The following is an 18,625-nucleotide window of genomic DNA, read 5'->3' on the forward strand; positions in this document are numbered from 1 at the left end:
ATTGCGGTAAAGAAGCGTTCTGTTCGTTTCAGAACCCTATCCATTGTTAACATGGTTTGAAAGCGACCATCCTGCTTTTTCTCATTCCATCCATTGCCGATATGGCATCAGAATAGAAGGAGGTATATTTTATGGAAATGGGTAGTTGGGCACTGTTTTCCGCCCCATCCCTGCTGGCACTGATTCCCCTGGTCATTTACATCGTAATGGTGTTCATGGGGAAAGACAACACCTCTGGTATCATCGTGGGTATTGCCATCGCGGCAATCATGATGGGCCAGGACCTGAAAATGCTGGCCGCAGCCTTTGCGCAAAGCCTTGGCTCGACCACGGCGCTGATCGGTGTCATCATCATGACCGGCGCCGGGCTTGGTGTGCTGATGACGGAAACCAGAGTCACCCACACGCTGGTGTACTGGATCGTCAAGGGCATCGGCGTGAACACGCAGACGAAGGCAAAAATCGCACTGATCATCTGTTCCATTCTCATCTGCGGCCTGCTGGGAACACTCGGCGGCGGTAATGCGGTCATCGCCCCCATCATGATCCCGGTTATGGCGTCGCTCGGCATCACCCCTACCGTGGTGGCAGCTCTGTTTAAGGTATCCGGTGAAATCGGCCTGATGTTAGGGCCGCTGACCGGCGTGACCCTCATCACGATGGAAGTGACAAACCTTTCTTACGGCCAGCTGATGATCGGCGCGGCGATTCCATTCTCCCTTTTCTGGCTGGGCGGCATGTGGTTTGCGGTAAAGCGTACCCAGAAGCGCACCGAGGGCAAAGAAAAATATGAGCTTGGCGACGGCATCACGAATCTGGACGATATCGTGATCACCCCCAAAGAGCGCCTGACCACCATCGCGTTTTTGGCTTCCTTTGTGCTGCTGGTCGCGTACGGAATCATGACCAAGCAGGGAACCAACTACGCTCTGATCGTGATGATCCTGCTGGCGGTTGTCATCAGCTTGTTCGCGCGCATCGACATCGACCATGCCGTTGGCTCATTGTGTAAGGGCATCGCGAGCCAGGCGCATATGTTTGTTGTGTTCGTCACCATCGATGTCCTGCTGAACCTGGTAACGCTTGGCGGCGGCTTTGACGCGCTTTCGAATCTGCTGGGCAATGTCGCGGGCGACAGCCCCACTGCGGTCATGCTGATCGCGTCCGTTGTCGGCGGCTTCGGGATTGAAGCGGCAGCCGTGGCGGAAATCAAGATCATCGCCGAGATGTTCGGCGCGGCGGCAATCTCTGCGGGCCTGCCGATGAGCATGTTCGCAATCTCGATTCTGGCGGCAACCCGCCTGACCGGCTCCGTGTACCCCACCACCAATATGATCGGCCAGCTTGGCATCGCGCACTCCAACAACACCAAAGAGATGCTCCAGGCCTCGTGGATCGCTTCGGGGACCGTTGTGGTGTTCATCCTGATCTGGGCGTTTATCGGGCCGATGATTCTAACATAAGCCGATTCCTTTTCATGGTTCAAAACAGCCATTCTAAAAATTTCTCCTACAGGAAGAGCCGCGGGATCATTCCCGCGGCTCTTTCGTCTGCCGCTGCGCGATGGGCGTACAGGCTCAGCCCATCGCAAAATTCCTTTTTCACAATACTTGACTTAGAGTACACTCTATATAGTATACTGAGGTTACAATCACAAAAACAGGCGGAAGACAGGCACGGTGTTCCGGTGCGCCTTCCTCCTTGGAATCAGAAAATCAACAGGGGGTTGTTCGTATGGCTACAAAAAAACTGGGCTTTGGATTAATGCGCTTGCCTCTGAAGGACCAAAACGATCCGGCCAGCATCGACCTGGACGCTGTGAATCAGATGGTGGACGCTTTTCTGGAGAGAGGCTTTACTTATTTCGATACGGCTTATATGTATCACGGCGGGCAAAGTGAAAAGGCAATCCGCGAAACGCTGGTGAAACGGCACGACAGAAGCAAATTTACTCTTGCGACAAAGCTGCCGTCCATGTTCCTGAAAAACGAGGGCGATCAGGAGCGGATTTTTGAGGAACAGCTGGAAAACTGCGGCGTGGAGTATTTTGATTATTATCTGCTGCACAATTTGAACGTATCCTATTATGAGGCGGTCAAACGGTTCGACAGCTTTGCGTTTGTCCAAAAGAAAAAGGAAGAAGGGAAAATCCGTCATATGGGATTTTCCTTCCACGATACGCCGGAGCTGCTGGATGAAATTTTGACCGCGCACCCAGAGACTGAGTTTGTTCAGCTGCAGATCAACTATATGGACTGGGAAAGCCAGAGCGTCCAGTCACGTCGGTGCTGGGAGGTAGCGCGAAAGCACGGCAAGCCGGTCATCGTCATGGAGCCTGTGAAGGGTGGAATGCTTGCCGCGCTGCCGGAGCGGGCGGAGCAGCTTTTAAAGGAGCATCAACCGGAGCAGTCGCTGCCGTCGTGGGCTATTCGTTTTGCCGCCGGCCTGGAGGGTGTAATGATGGTGCTGAGCGGAATGTCCAACATGGAGCAGCTGCTCGACAACACGGGCTATATGCAGAATTTCGAGCCGCTGAGCGAGGACGAGCAGGCACTTTTGCATCAGGTGGTCAAATCCATTCAGGAAACGATCGCGATCCCCTGTACGGCCTGCGAATACTGTGTGAAAGGGTGTCCCAAGAACATTGCGATTCCCAAATACTTTTCCATGTATAATATGGATAACCGTGAGAAACTCCGCACCGGTGATCCCAACCGGTGGACGATCAACGAGCTGTACTATACCAACATGACCAAAACCTTCGGCAAAGCCTCGGATTGCATCGGGTGCAAGAAGTGTGAGCAGAGCTGTCCCCAGCATATCGAGATCACAAAGTGGCTGCGGAAGGTAGCGAATGTGTTTGAAACACAATCTGCTTAAATACGGCAAGCAAAACGCAGACGTAGCAATTCCTTGCAGTTTTTTCTGCGATAGAAGCGAAACAGAATAAAGAAACGAAAAAGTTTTCCACGAATTACCCGGGTTTCGTGGAAAACTTTTTTGTTTGATGAAGGTCTCTATATAAAAGAATGGAATTGTGAATCGCCTGTTTTCCCCGCCGAAGGCGGGGAAAACAGGCTTGACCTTTCAGCTTTCGATTTTAGATTGGTATGATAGTTTTCCGGCGCGCAGCAGCGCATCGATCTTTAAAATAATCGTCTGGGTTTTCGCGTCGGGCAGCTTGTTTTCCAGCACCAGCTGTACGGCCTGCTCCAGCGGAATGCGCTCCGCCTCCAAGAACTCGCCCTCATCCGGGCGGCTCTGCCCGATGGTATCCACACGGCAGAAATAAAGCCGGATAATTTCATCGCAGTAGCCCGGCGACGGGTATAAATCACCCAGAAACTGGTAATCCTTTCCAATGACTCCCGTTTCCTCCAGCAGCTCCCGTTTCCCGGCTTCCAAAGGGTCTTCTCCGCGTTCCAGCTTTCCGGCGGGGAGCTCCGTTACCACCTCTCCGTAAGGGTAGCGGAACTGCCGTACAAACAGCAGCTCATTTTTCTCCGTCAGCGCGCCGACGCATACGCCGCCCGGATGCTCCACTACCTCGCGCAGCGCGGTGGCGCCATTTTCGAGCAGAGCCTGGTCAACCCGCAGATTGACGATTTTGCCCCGATAGCGATATTCCTGCTGTAAGGTTTTTTCTGAAAGCTTCATTGATGAATCCCTCCATAGCCTGTTTGGCGCCTGTACTTTCTATTGATGATAGCATGATAATGGCTGCGAAGATCCTTTTTAAAAAACACTTGATACATGTGCTTATCATGCTCTCTCAGCCGCGAAGAACTTTCTTTTTATTATAGCGGATCTTTTCCATAGAATCAAATCTGATCGGCCTGCCTGCGACAAAGTTTTTGGCGGAGCGTCGCTTATACTGGAATTACCAGAAAAAAGGGGGTCATACGATGGAGCAGCAGCTCATGCCGCCGGATTATTGTATTTTAAAGCAGCAAATGCAGGAGCTGGGAAGATTTCCGTTTGCGAGGGTGGGTTCAATTGGATGCAGCGTGTGCAGCCGGCAGATTTTTTCGTTTTCGGTCGGTACCTCTGCGGAAAGGGTACTGTTTGCGGGCGCGTTTCACGGAATGGAATGGATCACCACGATGATTTTGCTGCGGTTTGCCCGCGGATTATGTGAGGCGCTGCGTGACCACGTACCGCTGGCCGGCGAAGACGTGACAGCGCTGCTGCAGAAACGAGGGCTTTGCATCATTCCCTGCGTGAATCCCGACGGAGTGGCGATTCAGCTGTGCAATCCGGAAAAGCGGTGGCAGGCCAACGCCCGCGGCGTAGACATCAACCACAATTTTGATGCCGGATGGTGTGAACTGCGCGAGCTGGAGATTGAATCCGGCATCACTGGGCCCGGTCCTACGCGCTATGGCGGACCCTGCCCGGAAAGCGAACCGGAAACCGCCGCGATGACCCATCTGTGCCGACGGCATTGCTTTTGCCAGGCGCTGGCGTTTCACAGCCAGGGCGAAGTGATTTATTATGATTTTGGAGAACATACCCCACCCTGCTCGCTGGAGATGGCGCAAAGGATGGCCGACGCGGCGAGATACCAGGTGGCAAAGCCGGAGGGTCTGGCAGTGGGCGGCGGCTTTAAGGACTGGTTTATCGACTGCCTGCGGCGCCCCGCGTTCACGGTGGAGGTTGGCATGGGCGAAAATCCGCTGCCGATTGAACAATTTGAGCCGATCTATCAACAGCTGGAACCAATGCTGGTTTTGGCGCTCCATTTGTAGCTTAAGATTCTAGTAAGATTTTTTTCAGGTTTGTGTGATTGCAAGATAGAGGATGTTATGGTAAAGTAAATTTGCCACCAAAACGAGAAGCGTTTGGAAATTTACTTTGGAAAGGATGTCATGGTGATGAAGAAAATGAAAACAGCATCATTGCTGATCGCTTCGATAATGGTTTTTTCGGTATTTTTTGGGTGTAATAAGACTCCGGAGGACACATCGTCCCTCGCGTCGGAACCGACGCTGTCTGCGCCGGAATCTCAGGCGCCGTCAAAAGCGTCGTCCAGTTCCCCGTCTTCGGCAGCATCGTCGTCGTCCGGCACATCGTCTGCGGCGTCGTCCGGCCCGGATGATAAGGCGACCTCTTTGAAGAATATCGTTACGAGCAACAAAGAGTTCAACAAGCTGTTCGTAAACAACCCGATCGACAAGGCGTATCTGGCCGAGATGGAAAAGGCTACCTCTACCGCCGACATGATCAAGGTCAATGAAAAGTACACAAAGCTCTGGCAGACGGAAATCGATTCCGGCTACAAGAAGCTGCTGGCAAAGGCTCCCGATAGTAAAAAGAAGAGCTACCAGAACCGCCAGGAAAAATGGGTAAAGGGCACGCCTGATGATTTGAAAAAAATCACTGAAAAGGCACAGAGCGCGGGAGCGATGGCACAACTGGAGGCTTCCGGCGAGACCATGGAATTCTACAGGGAACGCGCCGCCGCGATCTACAAGAACCTGTATACACATGACGCAAAATTCACTTATGCCTATTCCGCGAAAAAGTAATTTCTTTCCTTATATAAAAAACCAGCCTGCGGTGAAGAGAACAAACCGCAGGCTGGTTTTTTTGTGGGTCTCAGCCAATCTGCATCAGCAGAATGTTTTTACGAGCAGCAGAAAAATAATTTTTGTATTATAAAACGAACTCGTAAAGGTCGAAGATATTGACGTCTTTGATTCCGAGCTGCCGATAAATGCTGTCTCCGATATCTACCGTATCAACAAAAGCAAAATCATTTTTTTCATACAGGCGCCTTGCCGGATCATTGCCCCGAAATACCTCCAGCCGAATGGATTGATACCCGTCCTGCTTCGCGTATTCCTTGATCGCCCCGATCATTTTGCTGCCCACGCCTTTGCCGGAAAAATGGGGATGGATAGCAAACGTGTGAATATTCAGAACCTGTTCCGGCGCAAGCTCCCGCTGCCATGTGATGGTAGGGTATTCGCCGGTAGGGAAACAATTTAAAATGACGGAGCCGATCACGTCTTCCCTGTCGGTCAGTAAAAACAGCCAACCTTTTTCGATTGCCCCAATGAAAAGGGGTTCGGAGGGATACAGCCCGTTTACCCACTTTGGGTAATTGATGGTTCTGTCAAGCTCATTGATAACCTCTGTGTACAGATTTTTTACGCTGGGAAAATCCCCTGCCCGCGCTTTTCTAAACTCCATAGCGGCAGCTCCCTTCCTTATTAGGAATGTTGCGGAAAGAAGGCAATTTGTCTGATTCCTTTTTAAAAATGGGCACCAAACAAACATTTCAGCATCAAATTGCTTTCCAAGTGAAGGAACGATCCGTTTTCTGCGCTTACAGCCCTGCCTGCACCACGCCGTTTTCGGCAACGGTGGCGGTGTCTGCGATCAGGCCGGTGACGTTTGTCTCGGTTACAAGCCCCAGGGGAACGTTATCTACAACCGCCAGGTAACGCCGGTCGCCGACGATATAATACTGTACCGTGACCGGCTTTTTGGCAGCATCGTAAAAGCGGAAGCGCACCGTGTAGGCCGGCTGGCCGTTCATGGCGTTTGCCACGCCGTCGGAATCCGCATTTGCCTCCTCCAGAAGCTGCACCGCCACAACGTTCTGGTAATACTTCTGGAAGTTCGGCTCATACGTGACCGCCTTGCCGTTGCAGGTGACGGTATAATCGTAGACCTCGCTGTCTTCGGTGGATTTTGAGGTATTTTTCGTACGGGCCTTTTCAAACGTATACGTCTTGCTGTCCGCTGTTACGTCCAGTCCGCTGACATCGATAATGTTGGGGATCTGAACAAATTTACTGCGCAGACTGAATAGCGTCGCCGTAGCCCAGATGGAAGCGGTCTCCTCCTTGATGCCGAAGATGGCGTCGATGTTGTCGGCCATGATATACCGCATCCCGTTTTCCGTGTTGCCGGCCTTCAGCGTATGCGAGTGTTTGTCGGCTGTAAACGACAGCGTCATGGAGGGCGTATCCAATCCGTACTGCTTGATCTGCTCTGCTGTGGGGTGAATTGCCGTTACCTCATCCGCCGTTACGGTCGAGATGGCAGTGGCCAGGGTAGAATACTGGGTATCGTCCACCGATACGCTCTGTTTCCCGTCCGAAACGGTGACCGAGCTGTTTTTGCTGGTAATGTTCAGCTGTTCGCCCAGATGGGTACTGTTGAGTGAAATAAAGTCAATGGCGGGGGTTTCCTGCCCGCTGCTGGCGTCCGTGAGGGAGTACAGCTCTTTCTGCACAAAATCCTTGACGCCGTTGAACATGCCGCCGTCAACGGATACGACATAGACGTTGTCGGAGTCTTTCCCGGCCATGTAGTAGCCATCGGAACCGGCTGCTTCATTGCCCAGCAGATAATCGAAGCTCGTGCCGTCCTTAAAATTTACCTGTACCTCAGCGGTGGGGTTATCCAGGCCATAGTCCTTAAGGCTGCTTACAGAACCCACGTTTTTGGACGCGACCAGGCTGAAACCGTCCTTTACCACGTTTTCTGCCGCGGTTTCATACAGGGGAAGGCCCTCCAGCCCCTGCACCGTATAGGTGGTGTGGGTGGAGGAGGTGCCGGAGGCGGCGCTTTCGGTCGTCGTTTTGGGTACGATCACAAAGCCGCCGTTTTTATTTTTGACCTGCATCGACTGCACGTCCTCAATTTGTTTGGAGAGCAGGCTGATCGCGGTATCGTCGGCTGCGGAAGAAGCCGTTTCCGGCTCCTTCTCGGTCAGCTTCAAAGCGGCGAAGGCGCCGCCCAGCACGACGAGCACCGCCGCCGTCACCAGTAGATTTCTAGTAGTGTGTTTCATATTTACAGGTGCCTCCTCTTCAGGAAAACGACGAAGCCCGCCGCCAGAACGCAGAGGGGGATCAGAATGGTAAACACGCCGAAGCCGAGAATCACGCTTGCGGCCTGTGAAAGGTTGATATCCACCTGATTCGTCTGCACCGGCGTGACGAGAATCCCGGTGTTGGAATCGGTTTCTCCCGTGGCGTAGCGAGCCAGATCGGTGACATATTTGCCGTTGCCGTAGGCCGAAGCGTTGATGACTCCCTCGGCAAACATAGGCGAGCTGCCCGCAACGATCACGTTCTGCTTATAGATCGTTCCGTCCAGCGACAAATTCTTCTGTGCCAGCGCCACCGTGGTATAAGCCTGCTGCTTTGCGTTTTTCACGGTTTCCTCGGTCGAACTGGAATCCACCAGATACGAGGTGTCATACGACTGTGCCAGCGTATGGGTGGTAACGCCGTCGCGCGAGGTGAACAGCAGATTGATCGGGCTGGATTGCGGCATCACGACGTTGTCGTATTGCGTAGACTGGGAATTCAGGGTGATGGTAGAATCCACATTGGTCTGTGTCAGGATGAAGGAAACATCGGACTGCGCAACGTGGCTCTGGTCGCGTTCGACGACCATTGCGCGGGGAACCTCAATCCCCCATTCCTTTAAGAAGGAGGAAAGATTCGGCAGGGCCTCCTGGCTGGGGTAGAAGGTGATCAGCAGGGAGCGGTCGGCGGCCAGCTTGTTGTTCTCAAGGAACGTATCCAACTTTTTCAGCTCCTGCGGCGTGTAGTCGGTCGCGGGTGACGCCAGCATCACCATCTGGGCATTCGCGGGGATCTCGTCTGTCAGCATATTGAAGCTCACGGTTTCAAAGCTGGCGTTTTTCAGCACGCTCTGCAGAGCCGTGGTGTCGTAAATTTCATCGTGGCCCGTCGCAAAGGCGATGACCGGAAGCTTCTCGCTGTTCACCTGGCTGATTGCCGAGGCGAGCGCGGTGCCCACCATGGAATAGGTGCTGGCAGCCCCGGTGGTGTAATCGGTCTGCTGGCTGAACAGATCGGTGATCTGCAGCACGCGGTGGCGTTTTTCGGTGCTGACGACAACACAGCCAGCTGTCAGGTTCGTTTCGCCAAGCTCCGAAGCGTAGGTCGGGTTCTTGTCGAGGTCAATGTATTTGACTGTAATATTGGAGTTGCGCTCCTTGATCTTATCGGACAGCACGGCGACCTGGCTGTAATTGAAGCCGTAGCCGGAATACAGCACGTTGTCGCGCACATCGGCCTCCGGCCCCAGAATTGTGATGGTGGTAGGCAGTTTGACCGCGTCGACCACTTTCAGCGCGTCTTCCGTCAAAGAGTTGGTTTTCTGTGCGGAGAGATCGAGGTTGATGGAGGGGAACCGCGTGCTCAGCATGGATACAATCACGTTGAGCAGGATGATCACCGCAAGGAACACAGCGGTAAACACGGTGGAAATACCGCGGCGGCGTATTTTCTGCGACGAAAGCACGTTGCCGAAGGTATGCCGCGGGGGTTCGTTCTGCTCCTCTTCTGTGGAAAGGGCATCTTCTTCCGGTTCTGCTTCGTCTTCGGCCGCATCCTCTGTCATCACGGCCTCTTCTGCGGTTTGCTCTTCCGGCTGCTGCTCCGCTTCTGGAGCGGATTCGGCCTCCTGTGCAGGAATCTGTGTCTCCTCTGCCGGGGTGCCCTGCTCTATGGTTTCCTCCGCGTCCTGCGGAGTCTTTTTTTCTTCACTCATTCCGATCGGCCTCCCTTCAGTTCCAGCGGCGGCTTTCGAGGCGCCGTGCGGTAAAGAACAAAAATACCGCTGCAACGCTCAGGAAAAACACAATGCTGGATACATTGAATACCCCTGTGGTGAAGGGGGTGTATCTGCTGTTAAACGAAATCCAGCCAATCAGTTTGGCGATGACCGCATTCGAAACGGAACCGGAAAGCTGGTCGACGATCAGCAGGAACATCGAAGCGGCAAACGTGCCGATTGCGGAGATGATCTGGCTTTGGGTCAAACTCGAGATGAACACGCCGATCGAAATCATGGCGCCGCCGTACAGCAGCGCACCGAATACCGTGCCGAGCACCGTGACCCAGTTGAGCGACGACACAAACGAAATGACGAGAGCGGGCAGCAGGCTGCCGAGCAGCGCAATGCCGAACACGCTCACGCAGGCCAGGAATTTGCCCATCACGATGCCTGTCACGCCCACGGGGGCGGTCAGCAATGCCTGGTCGGTTTTGTTGCGGCGGTCCTCACTCATGGAGCGCATCGTCAGAATCGGGACGATCATCATGCACCAGATGAACATGGTGCCGTAAACGCTGGTAATATAAGAGCTGGAACGGGAATTCATCACCATCGCGTAATAAAATCCGAACAACGCGAGAAGCACCGCCACACACACATAGCCGATGGGAGAAGAAAAGTACGATCTCAGCTCCCGCTTGAAAATTGCTCTCATGCGCTTTCTCCCTCCTTCTGTGCGGCCGCGGCCTGTCCGTCGGTCAGGCGCAGGAAGACCTCCTCAAGGGTCAGGTCGTTCGTGCGCAGTGAAAGAATCGGCCAGCCTTTTCGAGAGGCCAGCGCGAACAGGTCGCGGCGCAGGTCGGCCCCTGGCTCGCCCTCTACGGTAAATTCAAATACGCCGGGTTCCTTTTCGCCCAGCGGCTGAACCTCTTTGACCTTGTGCAGCGTTTTCAAGCCCTGTTTCAGCTCGGCTTCGCGGCCCTCCAGGCGAACCAGCAGCTTGTGGTTGCCGGTCATCTGGTGCGAAAGCGTGTCGGGCGAGCCGTCCGCCACAATGCGGCCCTGGTTGATGACCAGAATGCGTTCGCACACAGCCTGCACCTCAGAAAGAATATGCGAGCTCAAAATGACGGTGTGATTATCGCCAAGCTTTTTGATCAGATTGCGGATCTCGATGATCTGCTTGGGGTCAAGCCCGACGGTGGGTTCGTCCAGAATCAGTACGGGCGGGTTCCCCAGAAGCGCCTGTGCAATGCCGACTCTCTGGCGGTAGCCCTTCGACAGGTTGCCAATCAGCCGGGAATACACATCCTCAATCTTCACGAGAGCACAGATTTCTTTGATGTGTTTTTCGCGCGGCAAAGATACCTTTTTCAGCTCGTACATAAAATTCAGGTATTCTTTGACGGTCATATCCAGATACAGCGGGGGCAGCTCCGGCAGGTACCCGATTTTTTTCTTTACCTCATTGGGGTAATCGAGAATATTCTGCCCGTCTACGGTCACCTCGCCGCCGCTGGCGGAAAGATAGCCGGTAATAATATTCATGGTGGTCGATTTTCCGGCGCCGTTCGGCCCCAGAAAGCCCAGAATCGTGCCTTCCTCTACGGTAAAGCTGACGTGGCTGAGCACCGTTTTGGAACCATACCGTTTTGTGAGGTCTTTTACCTCTATCATAACAAACGTCCCTCCTTCAGACCGTAATGAAAAACAAAAGCAGCACCCGGCCGCCTTGTTTTTTCAGAAAAGTCATTAAACCTATCATATCAATGCGGCACCCCTAAAATGTAAACAAAGTTTTAAGATTTTTCCGGTTTCCCATGAAAATCAAAATTCGTCATAATTCGGCAGTCGCTTTGATTTGCTTGACGAAGCTGTGCAAAAGCCCTACAATAAAAACAATTCCCAGGAGGATGCTCTGCCCCTCCAGCGGTGGAGCGGAACAAGGGCGATTTAAAAGATCATTTCAAGGCAGATTTTCATCTAACAGTAAATTGAAAACAGGAGTGGTATTTGTGGCAGAAATCAAAGCATTCCGCGCGCTGCGCTTTTGTACCGAACAGGCCGGCAATATCTCTGAGCTTACTTGCCCGCCCTACGACATCATCAGCGAGGAGGAGCGGCTCGCTTTTCTCGAGAAAAATCCGCACAACATCATCCGCTTAGAGCTGCCCCGCGGCGAAGAGCCCTATGCCAAAGCGGGTGAAACGCTTTCTGAGTGGCTTTCGGAAAGCATTCTGCGCCGCGATACCGACCCTGGCCTTTATCTGTATGAGGAGGAGTTTGAGGCCTACGGCGAAACGTACCGCCTGAAAGGCTTTATCTCGCTAGTACGCCTCGAGGAATTTTCCGCCGGTGTGGTTCTGCCGCATGAGGAGACCCTCAGCAAGGCCAAGGCCGACCGCTTTGAGCTGATGAAGGCCACCAACTGCAATTTCAGCCAGATTTACTGCCTGTACATGGATGAGGAGCACCAGACGCTTGCGCGTATCGACGCCCTATCGAAAGACACGCCCCGCTATGAATTCAGCGACGGCGCCGTTACGCACCGCCTGTGGCTTGTGAACGATCCCGTGGCAATCCGCGCCATCTGCGAGGATTTTGCAGACCGCAAGCTGTATATTGCCGATGGCCACCACCGCTACGAAACGGCGCTCAATTACCGCAGCGCCTGCCGCGAAAACGGCACGGCGAACCCCGCGCAGGATTATGTGATGATGATGCTGGTCGATATGCAGCATCCGGGGCTCGTCGTATTCCCGACGCACCGGCTGATCCGCGGCCTTGCGGATTTTGATTCCGCCGCGCTGCTGGAGCGCTGCCGCGAGCAGTTCGATGTACAGGCCATGGAGCGCAAGGAAGATATCGAGGCCGTCCTTTCGGAGCAGTATGCCCAGGGCAAAAAGGCATTCGCCTTTTACGACGGCGGCGAGGGCTGGCGCCTTCTGGTGCTGCGCGAGCTTTCCGTCATGGCGCAGCTGCTGCCCGATAAGAGCGCCGCTTCCCAGGGGCTGGACGTTACCGTGCTGCACAGCCTGATTCTGGAGAAAATGCTCGGTATTGATAAACAGAATATGGCGCAGCAGATCAATCTGACGTATACCCGCTCCCTGCCGGAGGCTCTGGCCTCGGTGCAGTCGGGGGAGTCTCAGTGCGCTTTTCTGCTGAACCCCACCCGCGTGGAGGAAATCCGCGATGTTGCCGCCGCCGGTGAGAAAATGCCTCAGAAATCCACGTATTTTTATCCCAAGCTGATCACCGGTCTGGTGATGAACCAGCTCGAAGACTGATTTTTAAAGCGCCGAGGGAGAGAGCCGCGGATCTGTTTTCAGCGGTCCGCGCGTTTTTTAAGAGCCGCGAGTTCGTTTTCGCGGCTCTTATTTTGCGCCTGCAGACAGGAAGACAACGCCGATTTTTCTTGAACTCGCCTGTCATCTGTGCTACACTCGGTAGTGATGAGAGCCGCAAAGGAAGGGATCCCCGTGAAGAAGGAAAAAGAAAAAAAGAAGAAACGCACGCGTACGGCGGAGGAGCCGGAACGCGCGGAGCTGGCCGGTCTGCCGCAGGCTCCGGAGCCTGACGGCACAAAGGATTCCCTTGAGCTGCTTCACCGGAAGCTGGGCGGAAAATGGAAACCCCGCATCCTGTGGGTACTGCGGGGCGGCGAGAGCCTGCGTTACCGCGAGATCAAGGCCGGGGTCGCCGGGATTACGGACATGATGCTCAGCCAGAGTCTGCGCGAGCTCAGTGAAGAAGGCATGGTGGAACGCCGCCAGTTTCAAGAGATTCCGCCGCGGGTGGAATATCAGATCACTCCGGTCGGTGCGGGCGCGCTGCCGGGGCTGGAGCTTTTGGCCAAATGGATCAAAAATAATTTTGAGTGAGGGAAAACACAATGCACAGCTATTGGTTTCTGATGGAGCAGGGTCTGGACAAGCTGGAGGACGCCAGAGCGGTTCGCCAGACCGTTTTCGTGGAGGAGCAGGGCTTCCGCGACGAATTTGATGAAATCGACCCCATCGCGCACCATCTGGTGGTGTATGTCGAAAACACTCCGGTTGCGACAGGACGTGTATTTCCCGGCACAGGAGGGGAATATATCATTGGCCGCATTGCGGTCATCCGCCCCTACCGCGGCGAAGGCTTCGGCCGCATTGTGATGGAAAATCTGGAGAATCAGGCCCGTGCGCTCGGTGCGCAGGCGGTCATCCTTGCGGCGCAGACGCAGGCCCGCGGATTCTATGAATCGCTGGGCTATCAGACTGACGGCGAGGTTTTTCTGGAGGAGCACTGCCCCCATATCTGGATGAAAAAGTCTTGGCTTTCCACAGAATCTGGGACAGATTCCCTTGACAACACACAGCATACGGTGTAGAATTGAATTCGTAATTCTATATATAGTGATTTTCGAAAAACCGAAAGATGAGAGGGAACGAAAAATGGCTGTGTCGAAAAAATCGAAAAAGGTGATTGATCCCGGAACTTTTTCTTCCATTATCAAACGCAACGGAGTCACTGCGCCGTTTGACGCGGAAAAAATCCGCAATGCGATCTTTAAGGCAAATATTCAGATTGCAGATGAACGAATCAGCGACGATGCGCTGAACAAACTGACAAGCTCCGTGATTGCTTCCATGCCTACCGGAGAAATCCCCACGGTGGAGCAGATTCAGGATAAGGTGGAGGAAAAGCTGATTGCCGCGGGCTATGCCAAAACGGCGAAGGCTTATATCATCTACCGCGCGGAGCACACCAAAATCCGCGAGATGGATCAGAACCTGATGAAGATTTATGAGGATCTGACCTTTAAACCGTCCGCGGAAGCGGATTTAAAGCGTGAGAACGCAAATATTGACGCCGATACCGCGATGGGCACGATGCTGAAATACGGCTCTGAGGGTGCGAAGTGCTTCTACAATACATATGTACTGCCCCCTGACATTGCGCAGGCGCACCGCAGCGGCGACATCCACATCCACGACATGGACTTCTACGCGCTGACGGAAACCTGCTGCCAGATTGATTTGATCAAGCTGTTCCACGGCGGTTTTTCCACCGGCCACGGTTTTTTGCGTGAGCCCAACGATATCCGCAGCTACGCGGCGCTGGCCTGTATCGCGATTCAGGCCAACCAGAACGAAATGCACGGCGGCCAGAGTGTGCCGAACTTCGATTACGCAATGGCCATGGGCGTAGCGAAAACATTCCGCAAGGCGTATTTTCGCGCGATGATCCAGTACCTGCACATCAAAATGGAACTTTCTCTGGAGGACGCCGCCCTGCTGGTGGATGAAATCAAGCATTCGCTCACAGAGCCGGTCACGCTTGGCAACATGGACAATTATCGTGAGGTTTTCAGCAGCTGGCTGCCGGAGCATCAGAGGATCCATGGGTACCAGGAGATCAGCTGGGTGGCTGCCGCGGCAGCGCATGATTATGCCCGCGAGGTAGCGACCCGCGAGACAAACGACGCCACCTACCAGGCCATGGAGGCGCTGATCCACAACCTCAACACCATGAATTCCCGCGCGGGCGCGCAGGTACCGTTCTCCTCCATCAACTACGGAACCGATACCTCCCCCGAGGGCCGCATGGCGATGCGCAATATGCTGCTGGCCACCGACTGCGGTCTTGGCGAGGGCGAAACCGCCATCTTCCCCATTCAGATTTTCAAGGTCAAGGAGGGAGTCAACTACAACGAGGGCGACCCCAACTACGACCTGTTCCAGCTGGCCTGCCGTGTTTCGGCCAAGCGGCTGTTCCCGAACTTCAGCTTTATCGACGCGCCGTACAACCTGCAGTACTATAAGCCCGGCCACCCCGAAACGGAGATCGCCTATATGGGCTGCCGTACCCGCGTGATCGGCAATGTGCATGACGAGGAGCGCCAGGTGGTAAACGGGCGCGGAAACCTCAGCTTTACTTCGATCAACCTGCCCCGCCTTGGAATTCTGGCGGAAGGCAATCTCGATAAATTCTATGAATTGCTCGACGACCGCATCGATCTGGTCATGCGCCAGCTGCTGCACCGCTTTAAGATTCAGTGCGGCAAAAAGGTGTATAATTACCCCTTCCTGATGGGTCAGGGCGTCTGGATCGATTCCGACAAGCTCGACATAACCGACAGCATTGCAGAGGTGCTCAAGCACGGTACCCTTTCCATCGGCTTTATCGGCCTTGCCGAAACGCTTGTCGCGCTGATCGGCAAGCATCACGGTGAAAGTGAAGAGGCCCAGAAGCTGGGTCTTGAGATCATCGGCTATATGCGCAAGCGCATGGAGGATGAATCCGCCCGCACCGGCCTGAACTGGAGCCTGCTGGCTACTCCTGCGGAGGGGCTTTCCGGCCGCTTTGTCAAGATCGACCAGAAGCGCTTCGGCAAGCTGCCCGGCATCACCGACCGCGCTTATTATACCAACAGCTTCCACGTACCGGTGTACTACCCCATCTCGGCCTACAAGAAGATTCAGCTGGAGGCCCCTTATCACGCGCTGACGAATGCGGGACATATCAGCTATGTAGAGATGGACGGAGATACCTGCAAGAATCTGGAAGCCTTCGAGTCCGTCATCCGCTGCATGAAGGAAGCGGGCATCGGCTACGGCTCGATCAATCACCCGGTAGACCGCGACCCTGTGTGCGGCTTCAACGGCATTATCGACAACGAGTGCCCCAAGTGCCATCGGCATGAGGAGGAAGGCGTACAGTTTGAGCGCATTCGCCGCATTACCGGGTACCTGGTAGGCACCACAGACCGCTGGAACAACGCCAAGCGTGCTGAAGAGCACGACCGCGTAAAGCACAGCTGCGGCTGCACTGAGGGACACTGAACAAAAGGGAGCGACAGAATATGCTGATGCTGTCCGGCATTGAACCGGAGTCGATTGTGGATGGAGCGGGTATTCGCTACGTGATTTTCACGCAGGGTTGCCCTCACAACTGCCCCGGCTGCCACAATCCGCAGACTCACCCGTTTTCGGGCGGAGCGCCGGCAGACATTCCGGCGATTCTGGCGGAGCTGAAGGAAGACCCGCTGCTCAAGGGCGTCACATTCAGCGGGGGCGAACCGTTCTGTCAGGCTGTCGAGCTGGCGGAGCTGGCAAAGCAGATTCACAGAGAATTGCCCCGGCTGGATATAACCGTATACAGCGGCTACACTCTGGAGCAATTGCAGCAGATGCAGACCCCCGGTGTGCAGGAGCTGCTCAAGGAAGCCGACTGGCTGATCGATGGAAAGTTTCTGCTCGAGCAGCGCGATTTGACCTTGCGTTTTCGCGGCAGCCGCAACCAGCGGATTATCGATCTGCGCGGGCCGGAACCCAAGATCGTAGAATGAAGCAAAGCGGCTATGATCAACCGCTCTGCTTCAATAATGGATATAAAAAGCGTCCTGATCGGGCTTTCAAAGCCGTTTCGGGACGCTTTTTTCTGTCTATGGGGGATTTCTATGCGATGCGTGGCCGCAAATTGATTTTACAGCAGCCTCACTTACGATGTCATTTTACTTTCTTGTTGAAAAGGGGAACTACCTGAATGCTTGCATCATCGGCCCAATCGAGAAGCTGATTGACGGCGCCGCGAGTGACTTTTGTATCCTCTTTCAGAATTTCAACGTCTTCCTGCAGCTGATTCAGTCTGCTCTCCATAGAATCCAGTCTTCTATCCATGGAGTCGAGCCTGCCGTCCATAGAATCCAGTCTGCCGTCTACGGAATCCAGCCGGCTATCCATTGAATCCAGTCTGTTATGTATGGGCTTTAACGATTCCGTTATCAATCCCGCGATGGCTTGCAGATCGTCTTTGTCTAACACTTCAACACCCCCTATGCAGTTCAGTATAGCATGGAAAAGCACTGGTTTCAAGACACACTTTTTCCTTGTATCGGCCAAGATTGTGGTATCTCACCTCCCTTGATTCAGTTGGTTTAGAGCGTGTGCGGGATAGCGGCCGGCCTTTTTATTATGATGGATGGAATATTGTTTGGGCATATTGTCAAATTCAAAGGAAAAAAGATTTTCAACAGATTGTTAACTCATAGTTGAAAACTTAATTGATTCAACGATAAGTTGTAAGGCTATTTTTCCACAGGGATTCTGCTGGCTTTTTCGCGATGTGCGTGCAGGTACGCTTTGCCTGCTGGCACAGGCTGGTTTCTTGTACCGGAGGCTTTTTCTTTTTTGTCTTAGTTATGAAAGAGCAGTTTTTTCTGTGAGTTGCCTCATAGGAAGTTTCTGCTGGCACAGGGCTTGGACCTTATGCCATAATGAAATTTTTCTTTTTTACTTTGATAGGGAAGCGTGATTTTCAGCGGGTGCTCCCGCATTTCATTTCTGCTTGCGCGGGCTTGCCCCTCAGGCCAGGGGGCGGATTGTCAAGAGAAGTGCAACAGGTTCAAAAAGAAGCAGCAGCAATAGCTTCAGCAGGAGTGAGCCAGTTGAGACATTTACGGGGACGATTGTTAAGCAGAAACATGGCATGGGCGACCTGTTTAGGGGAAACATCAACAAAGTTGGTTCCTTTTGGGAAAAATTCGCGAACCAACCCATTCAGATTTTCTACAGAACCTTTTTGCCATGGGCTGGAGGGTGAACAGAAATACATGGGCAGACCCAACTCGTTTTCCACTTTGGCATAACAGCGAAATTCGGTGCCCTGGTCGGCTGTGAAGGAATGACAGGGAAAAGAGCTAACTACGCTGGACAGCACTCTGAAAACATGGCTTTGGCTGTGGCACCGTTCCAAAAGAACCAAAATACAGAACCGACTCTTCCTGTCGCACATGGTCAAAATCCCGGCTTGGCTCTGTTTACTGCTGGAGATAATCGTATCCAGCTCCCAATCCCCGATCCGTTCCCTGCGCCAAATCTCTCGGCCACGCTGTTTCAAGGTTCGGATTCCAAGAAGCTTTCCGCGGCGTTCTCCATGCTGGCGCCCTTCATGCCGTAGGTGAATGCTGGCCGACTGAGCGAAACGCTCTTTATGAAGCCATCGGTAGATCGTCGTGTGAGAGATACGCATGAGCGGTTCAGCGGGATAATCCTGCCCAACCCGGTTTGAAACCTGCTCGGGCGACCAA

The 18,625-nt window shown here is 53.7% G+C and carries 17 protein-coding genes; 9 read left to right on the plus strand and 8 right to left on the minus strand.

The features are described 5' to 3' along the window. Nucleotides 1-131 precede the first annotated feature (131 nt). Both HMPREF1141_RS12535 and HMPREF1141_RS12540 read left to right on the plus strand, forming a co-directional pair. Complete coding sequence (locus tag HMPREF1141_RS12535; protein WP_009064968.1) at nt 132-1,463, plus strand: TRAP transporter large permease subunit; 1,332 nt, start codon at nt 132-134, stop codon at nt 1,461-1,463. A 271-nt stretch (nt 1,464-1,734) separates the two neighbouring features. Then, the gene (locus HMPREF1141_RS12540; protein ID WP_009064941.1) at nt 1,735-2,880 is read left to right on the plus strand and encodes an aldo/keto reductase; all 1,146 of its coding nucleotides are present in this window, start codon (nt 1,735-1,737) and stop codon (nt 2,878-2,880) included. Nucleotides 2,881-3,087: 207 nt separating this feature from the next. On the opposite strand, the gene HMPREF1141_RS12545 is transcribed toward HMPREF1141_RS12540, so the two are convergent. Next, nucleotides 3,088-3,657, minus strand: coding sequence for an NUDIX hydrolase (locus tag HMPREF1141_RS12545; protein ID WP_009064842.1), 570 nt, complete (start codon nt 3,655-3,657; stop codon nt 3,088-3,090). A gap of 248 nt (nt 3,658-3,905) precedes the next feature. Here HMPREF1141_RS12545 and HMPREF1141_RS12550 point away from each other — a divergent pair, with 248 nt between their 5' ends. Both HMPREF1141_RS12550 and HMPREF1141_RS12555 read left to right on the plus strand, forming a co-directional pair. Next, nucleotides 3,906-4,748, plus strand: a complete 843-nt coding sequence (locus HMPREF1141_RS12550) for a M14 family metallocarboxypeptidase (protein WP_009064932.1) — start codon at nt 3,906-3,908, stop codon at nt 4,746-4,748. 126 nt (nt 4,749-4,874) lie between these two features. Beyond that, entirely contained in the window at nt 4,875-5,528 is a 654-nt protein-coding gene (locus HMPREF1141_RS12555; RefSeq protein ID WP_035317102.1) for a lysozyme inhibitor LprI family protein, read from the plus strand. A 127-nt stretch (nt 5,529-5,655) separates the two neighbouring features. Here HMPREF1141_RS12555 and HMPREF1141_RS12560 read toward each other — a convergent pair whose 3' ends face one another. The 5 genes from HMPREF1141_RS12560 to HMPREF1141_RS12580 form a co-directional block, all read right to left on the minus strand. After that, a complete protein-coding gene (locus HMPREF1141_RS12560; RefSeq protein WP_009064912.1) occupies nt 5,656-6,195 on the minus strand; it encodes a GNAT family N-acetyltransferase in 540 nt (179 codons plus the stop codon). Between the two features lie 136 nt (nt 6,196-6,331). Further along, the gene (locus HMPREF1141_RS12565; RefSeq protein ID WP_009064869.1) at nt 6,332-7,807 is read right to left on the minus strand and encodes a DUF4340 domain-containing protein; all 1,476 of its coding nucleotides are present in this window, start codon (nt 7,805-7,807) and stop codon (nt 6,332-6,334) included. Between the two features lie 2 nt (nt 7,808-7,809). Further along, entirely contained in the window at nt 7,810-9,543 is a 1,734-nt protein-coding gene (locus HMPREF1141_RS12570) for a Gldg family protein (protein WP_009064858.1), read from the minus strand. Nucleotides 9,544-9,559: 16 nt separating this feature from the next. Next, nucleotides 9,560-10,264: an ABC transporter permease gene (locus tag HMPREF1141_RS12575; RefSeq protein ID WP_009064873.1), complete on the minus strand. Its 705-nt coding sequence runs from the start codon at nt 10,262-10,264 to the stop codon at nt 9,560-9,562. Continuing rightward, the gene (locus HMPREF1141_RS12580; protein WP_009064875.1) at nt 10,261-11,226 is read right to left on the minus strand and encodes an ATP-binding cassette domain-containing protein; all 966 of its coding nucleotides are present in this window, start codon (nt 11,224-11,226) and stop codon (nt 10,261-10,263) included. Before HMPREF1141_RS12580 ends, HMPREF1141_RS12575 begins: the two co-directional genes overlap by 4 nt. Nucleotides 11,227-11,564: 338 nt before the next feature. Between HMPREF1141_RS12580 and HMPREF1141_RS12585 the strand changes: the two genes are divergently transcribed. From HMPREF1141_RS12585 to nrdG, 5 genes are all read left to right on the plus strand, one after another. Then, nucleotides 11,565-12,839, plus strand: coding sequence for a DUF1015 domain-containing protein (locus HMPREF1141_RS12585; protein WP_009064879.1), 1,275 nt, complete (start codon nt 11,565-11,567; stop codon nt 12,837-12,839). A gap of 192 nt (nt 12,840-13,031) precedes the next feature. Then, a complete protein-coding gene (locus HMPREF1141_RS12590) occupies nt 13,032-13,433 on the plus strand; it encodes a helix-turn-helix domain-containing protein (RefSeq protein ID WP_155863632.1) in 402 nt (133 codons plus the stop codon). A gap of 11 nt (nt 13,434-13,444) precedes the next feature. Further along, complete coding sequence (locus tag HMPREF1141_RS12595; RefSeq protein ID WP_009064934.1) at nt 13,445-13,924, plus strand: GNAT family N-acetyltransferase; 480 nt, start codon at nt 13,445-13,447, stop codon at nt 13,922-13,924. A gap of 64 nt (nt 13,925-13,988) precedes the next feature. Next, complete coding sequence (locus HMPREF1141_RS12600) at nt 13,989-16,379, plus strand: anaerobic ribonucleoside triphosphate reductase (protein ID WP_009064863.1); 2,391 nt, start codon at nt 13,989-13,991, stop codon at nt 16,377-16,379. A 20-nt stretch (nt 16,380-16,399) separates the two neighbouring features. Next, the gene (nrdG, locus tag HMPREF1141_RS12605) at nt 16,400-16,885 is read left to right on the plus strand and encodes an anaerobic ribonucleoside-triphosphate reductase activating protein (RefSeq protein WP_009064847.1); all 486 of its coding nucleotides are present in this window, start codon (nt 16,400-16,402) and stop codon (nt 16,883-16,885) included. A 160-nt stretch (nt 16,886-17,045) separates the two neighbouring features. On the opposite strand, the gene HMPREF1141_RS16920 is transcribed toward nrdG, so the two are convergent. Both HMPREF1141_RS16920 and HMPREF1141_RS17165 read right to left on the minus strand, forming a co-directional pair. Next, entirely contained in the window at nt 17,046-17,360 is a 315-nt protein-coding gene (locus tag HMPREF1141_RS16920; RefSeq protein ID WP_009064957.1) for a hypothetical protein, read from the minus strand. A 580-nt stretch (nt 17,361-17,940) separates the two neighbouring features. Then, the coding region (locus tag HMPREF1141_RS17165) for an IS30 family transposase (protein ID WP_155863634.1) at nt 17,941-18,625 on the minus strand (685 nt) is incomplete at its 5' end.

Origin of the sequence: Clostridium sp. MSTE9, assembly GCF_000277625.1 — a bacterium.
GTDB classification, from domain to species: domain Bacteria; phylum Bacillota; class Clostridia; order Oscillospirales; family Acutalibacteraceae; genus Faecalispora; species Faecalispora jeddahensis.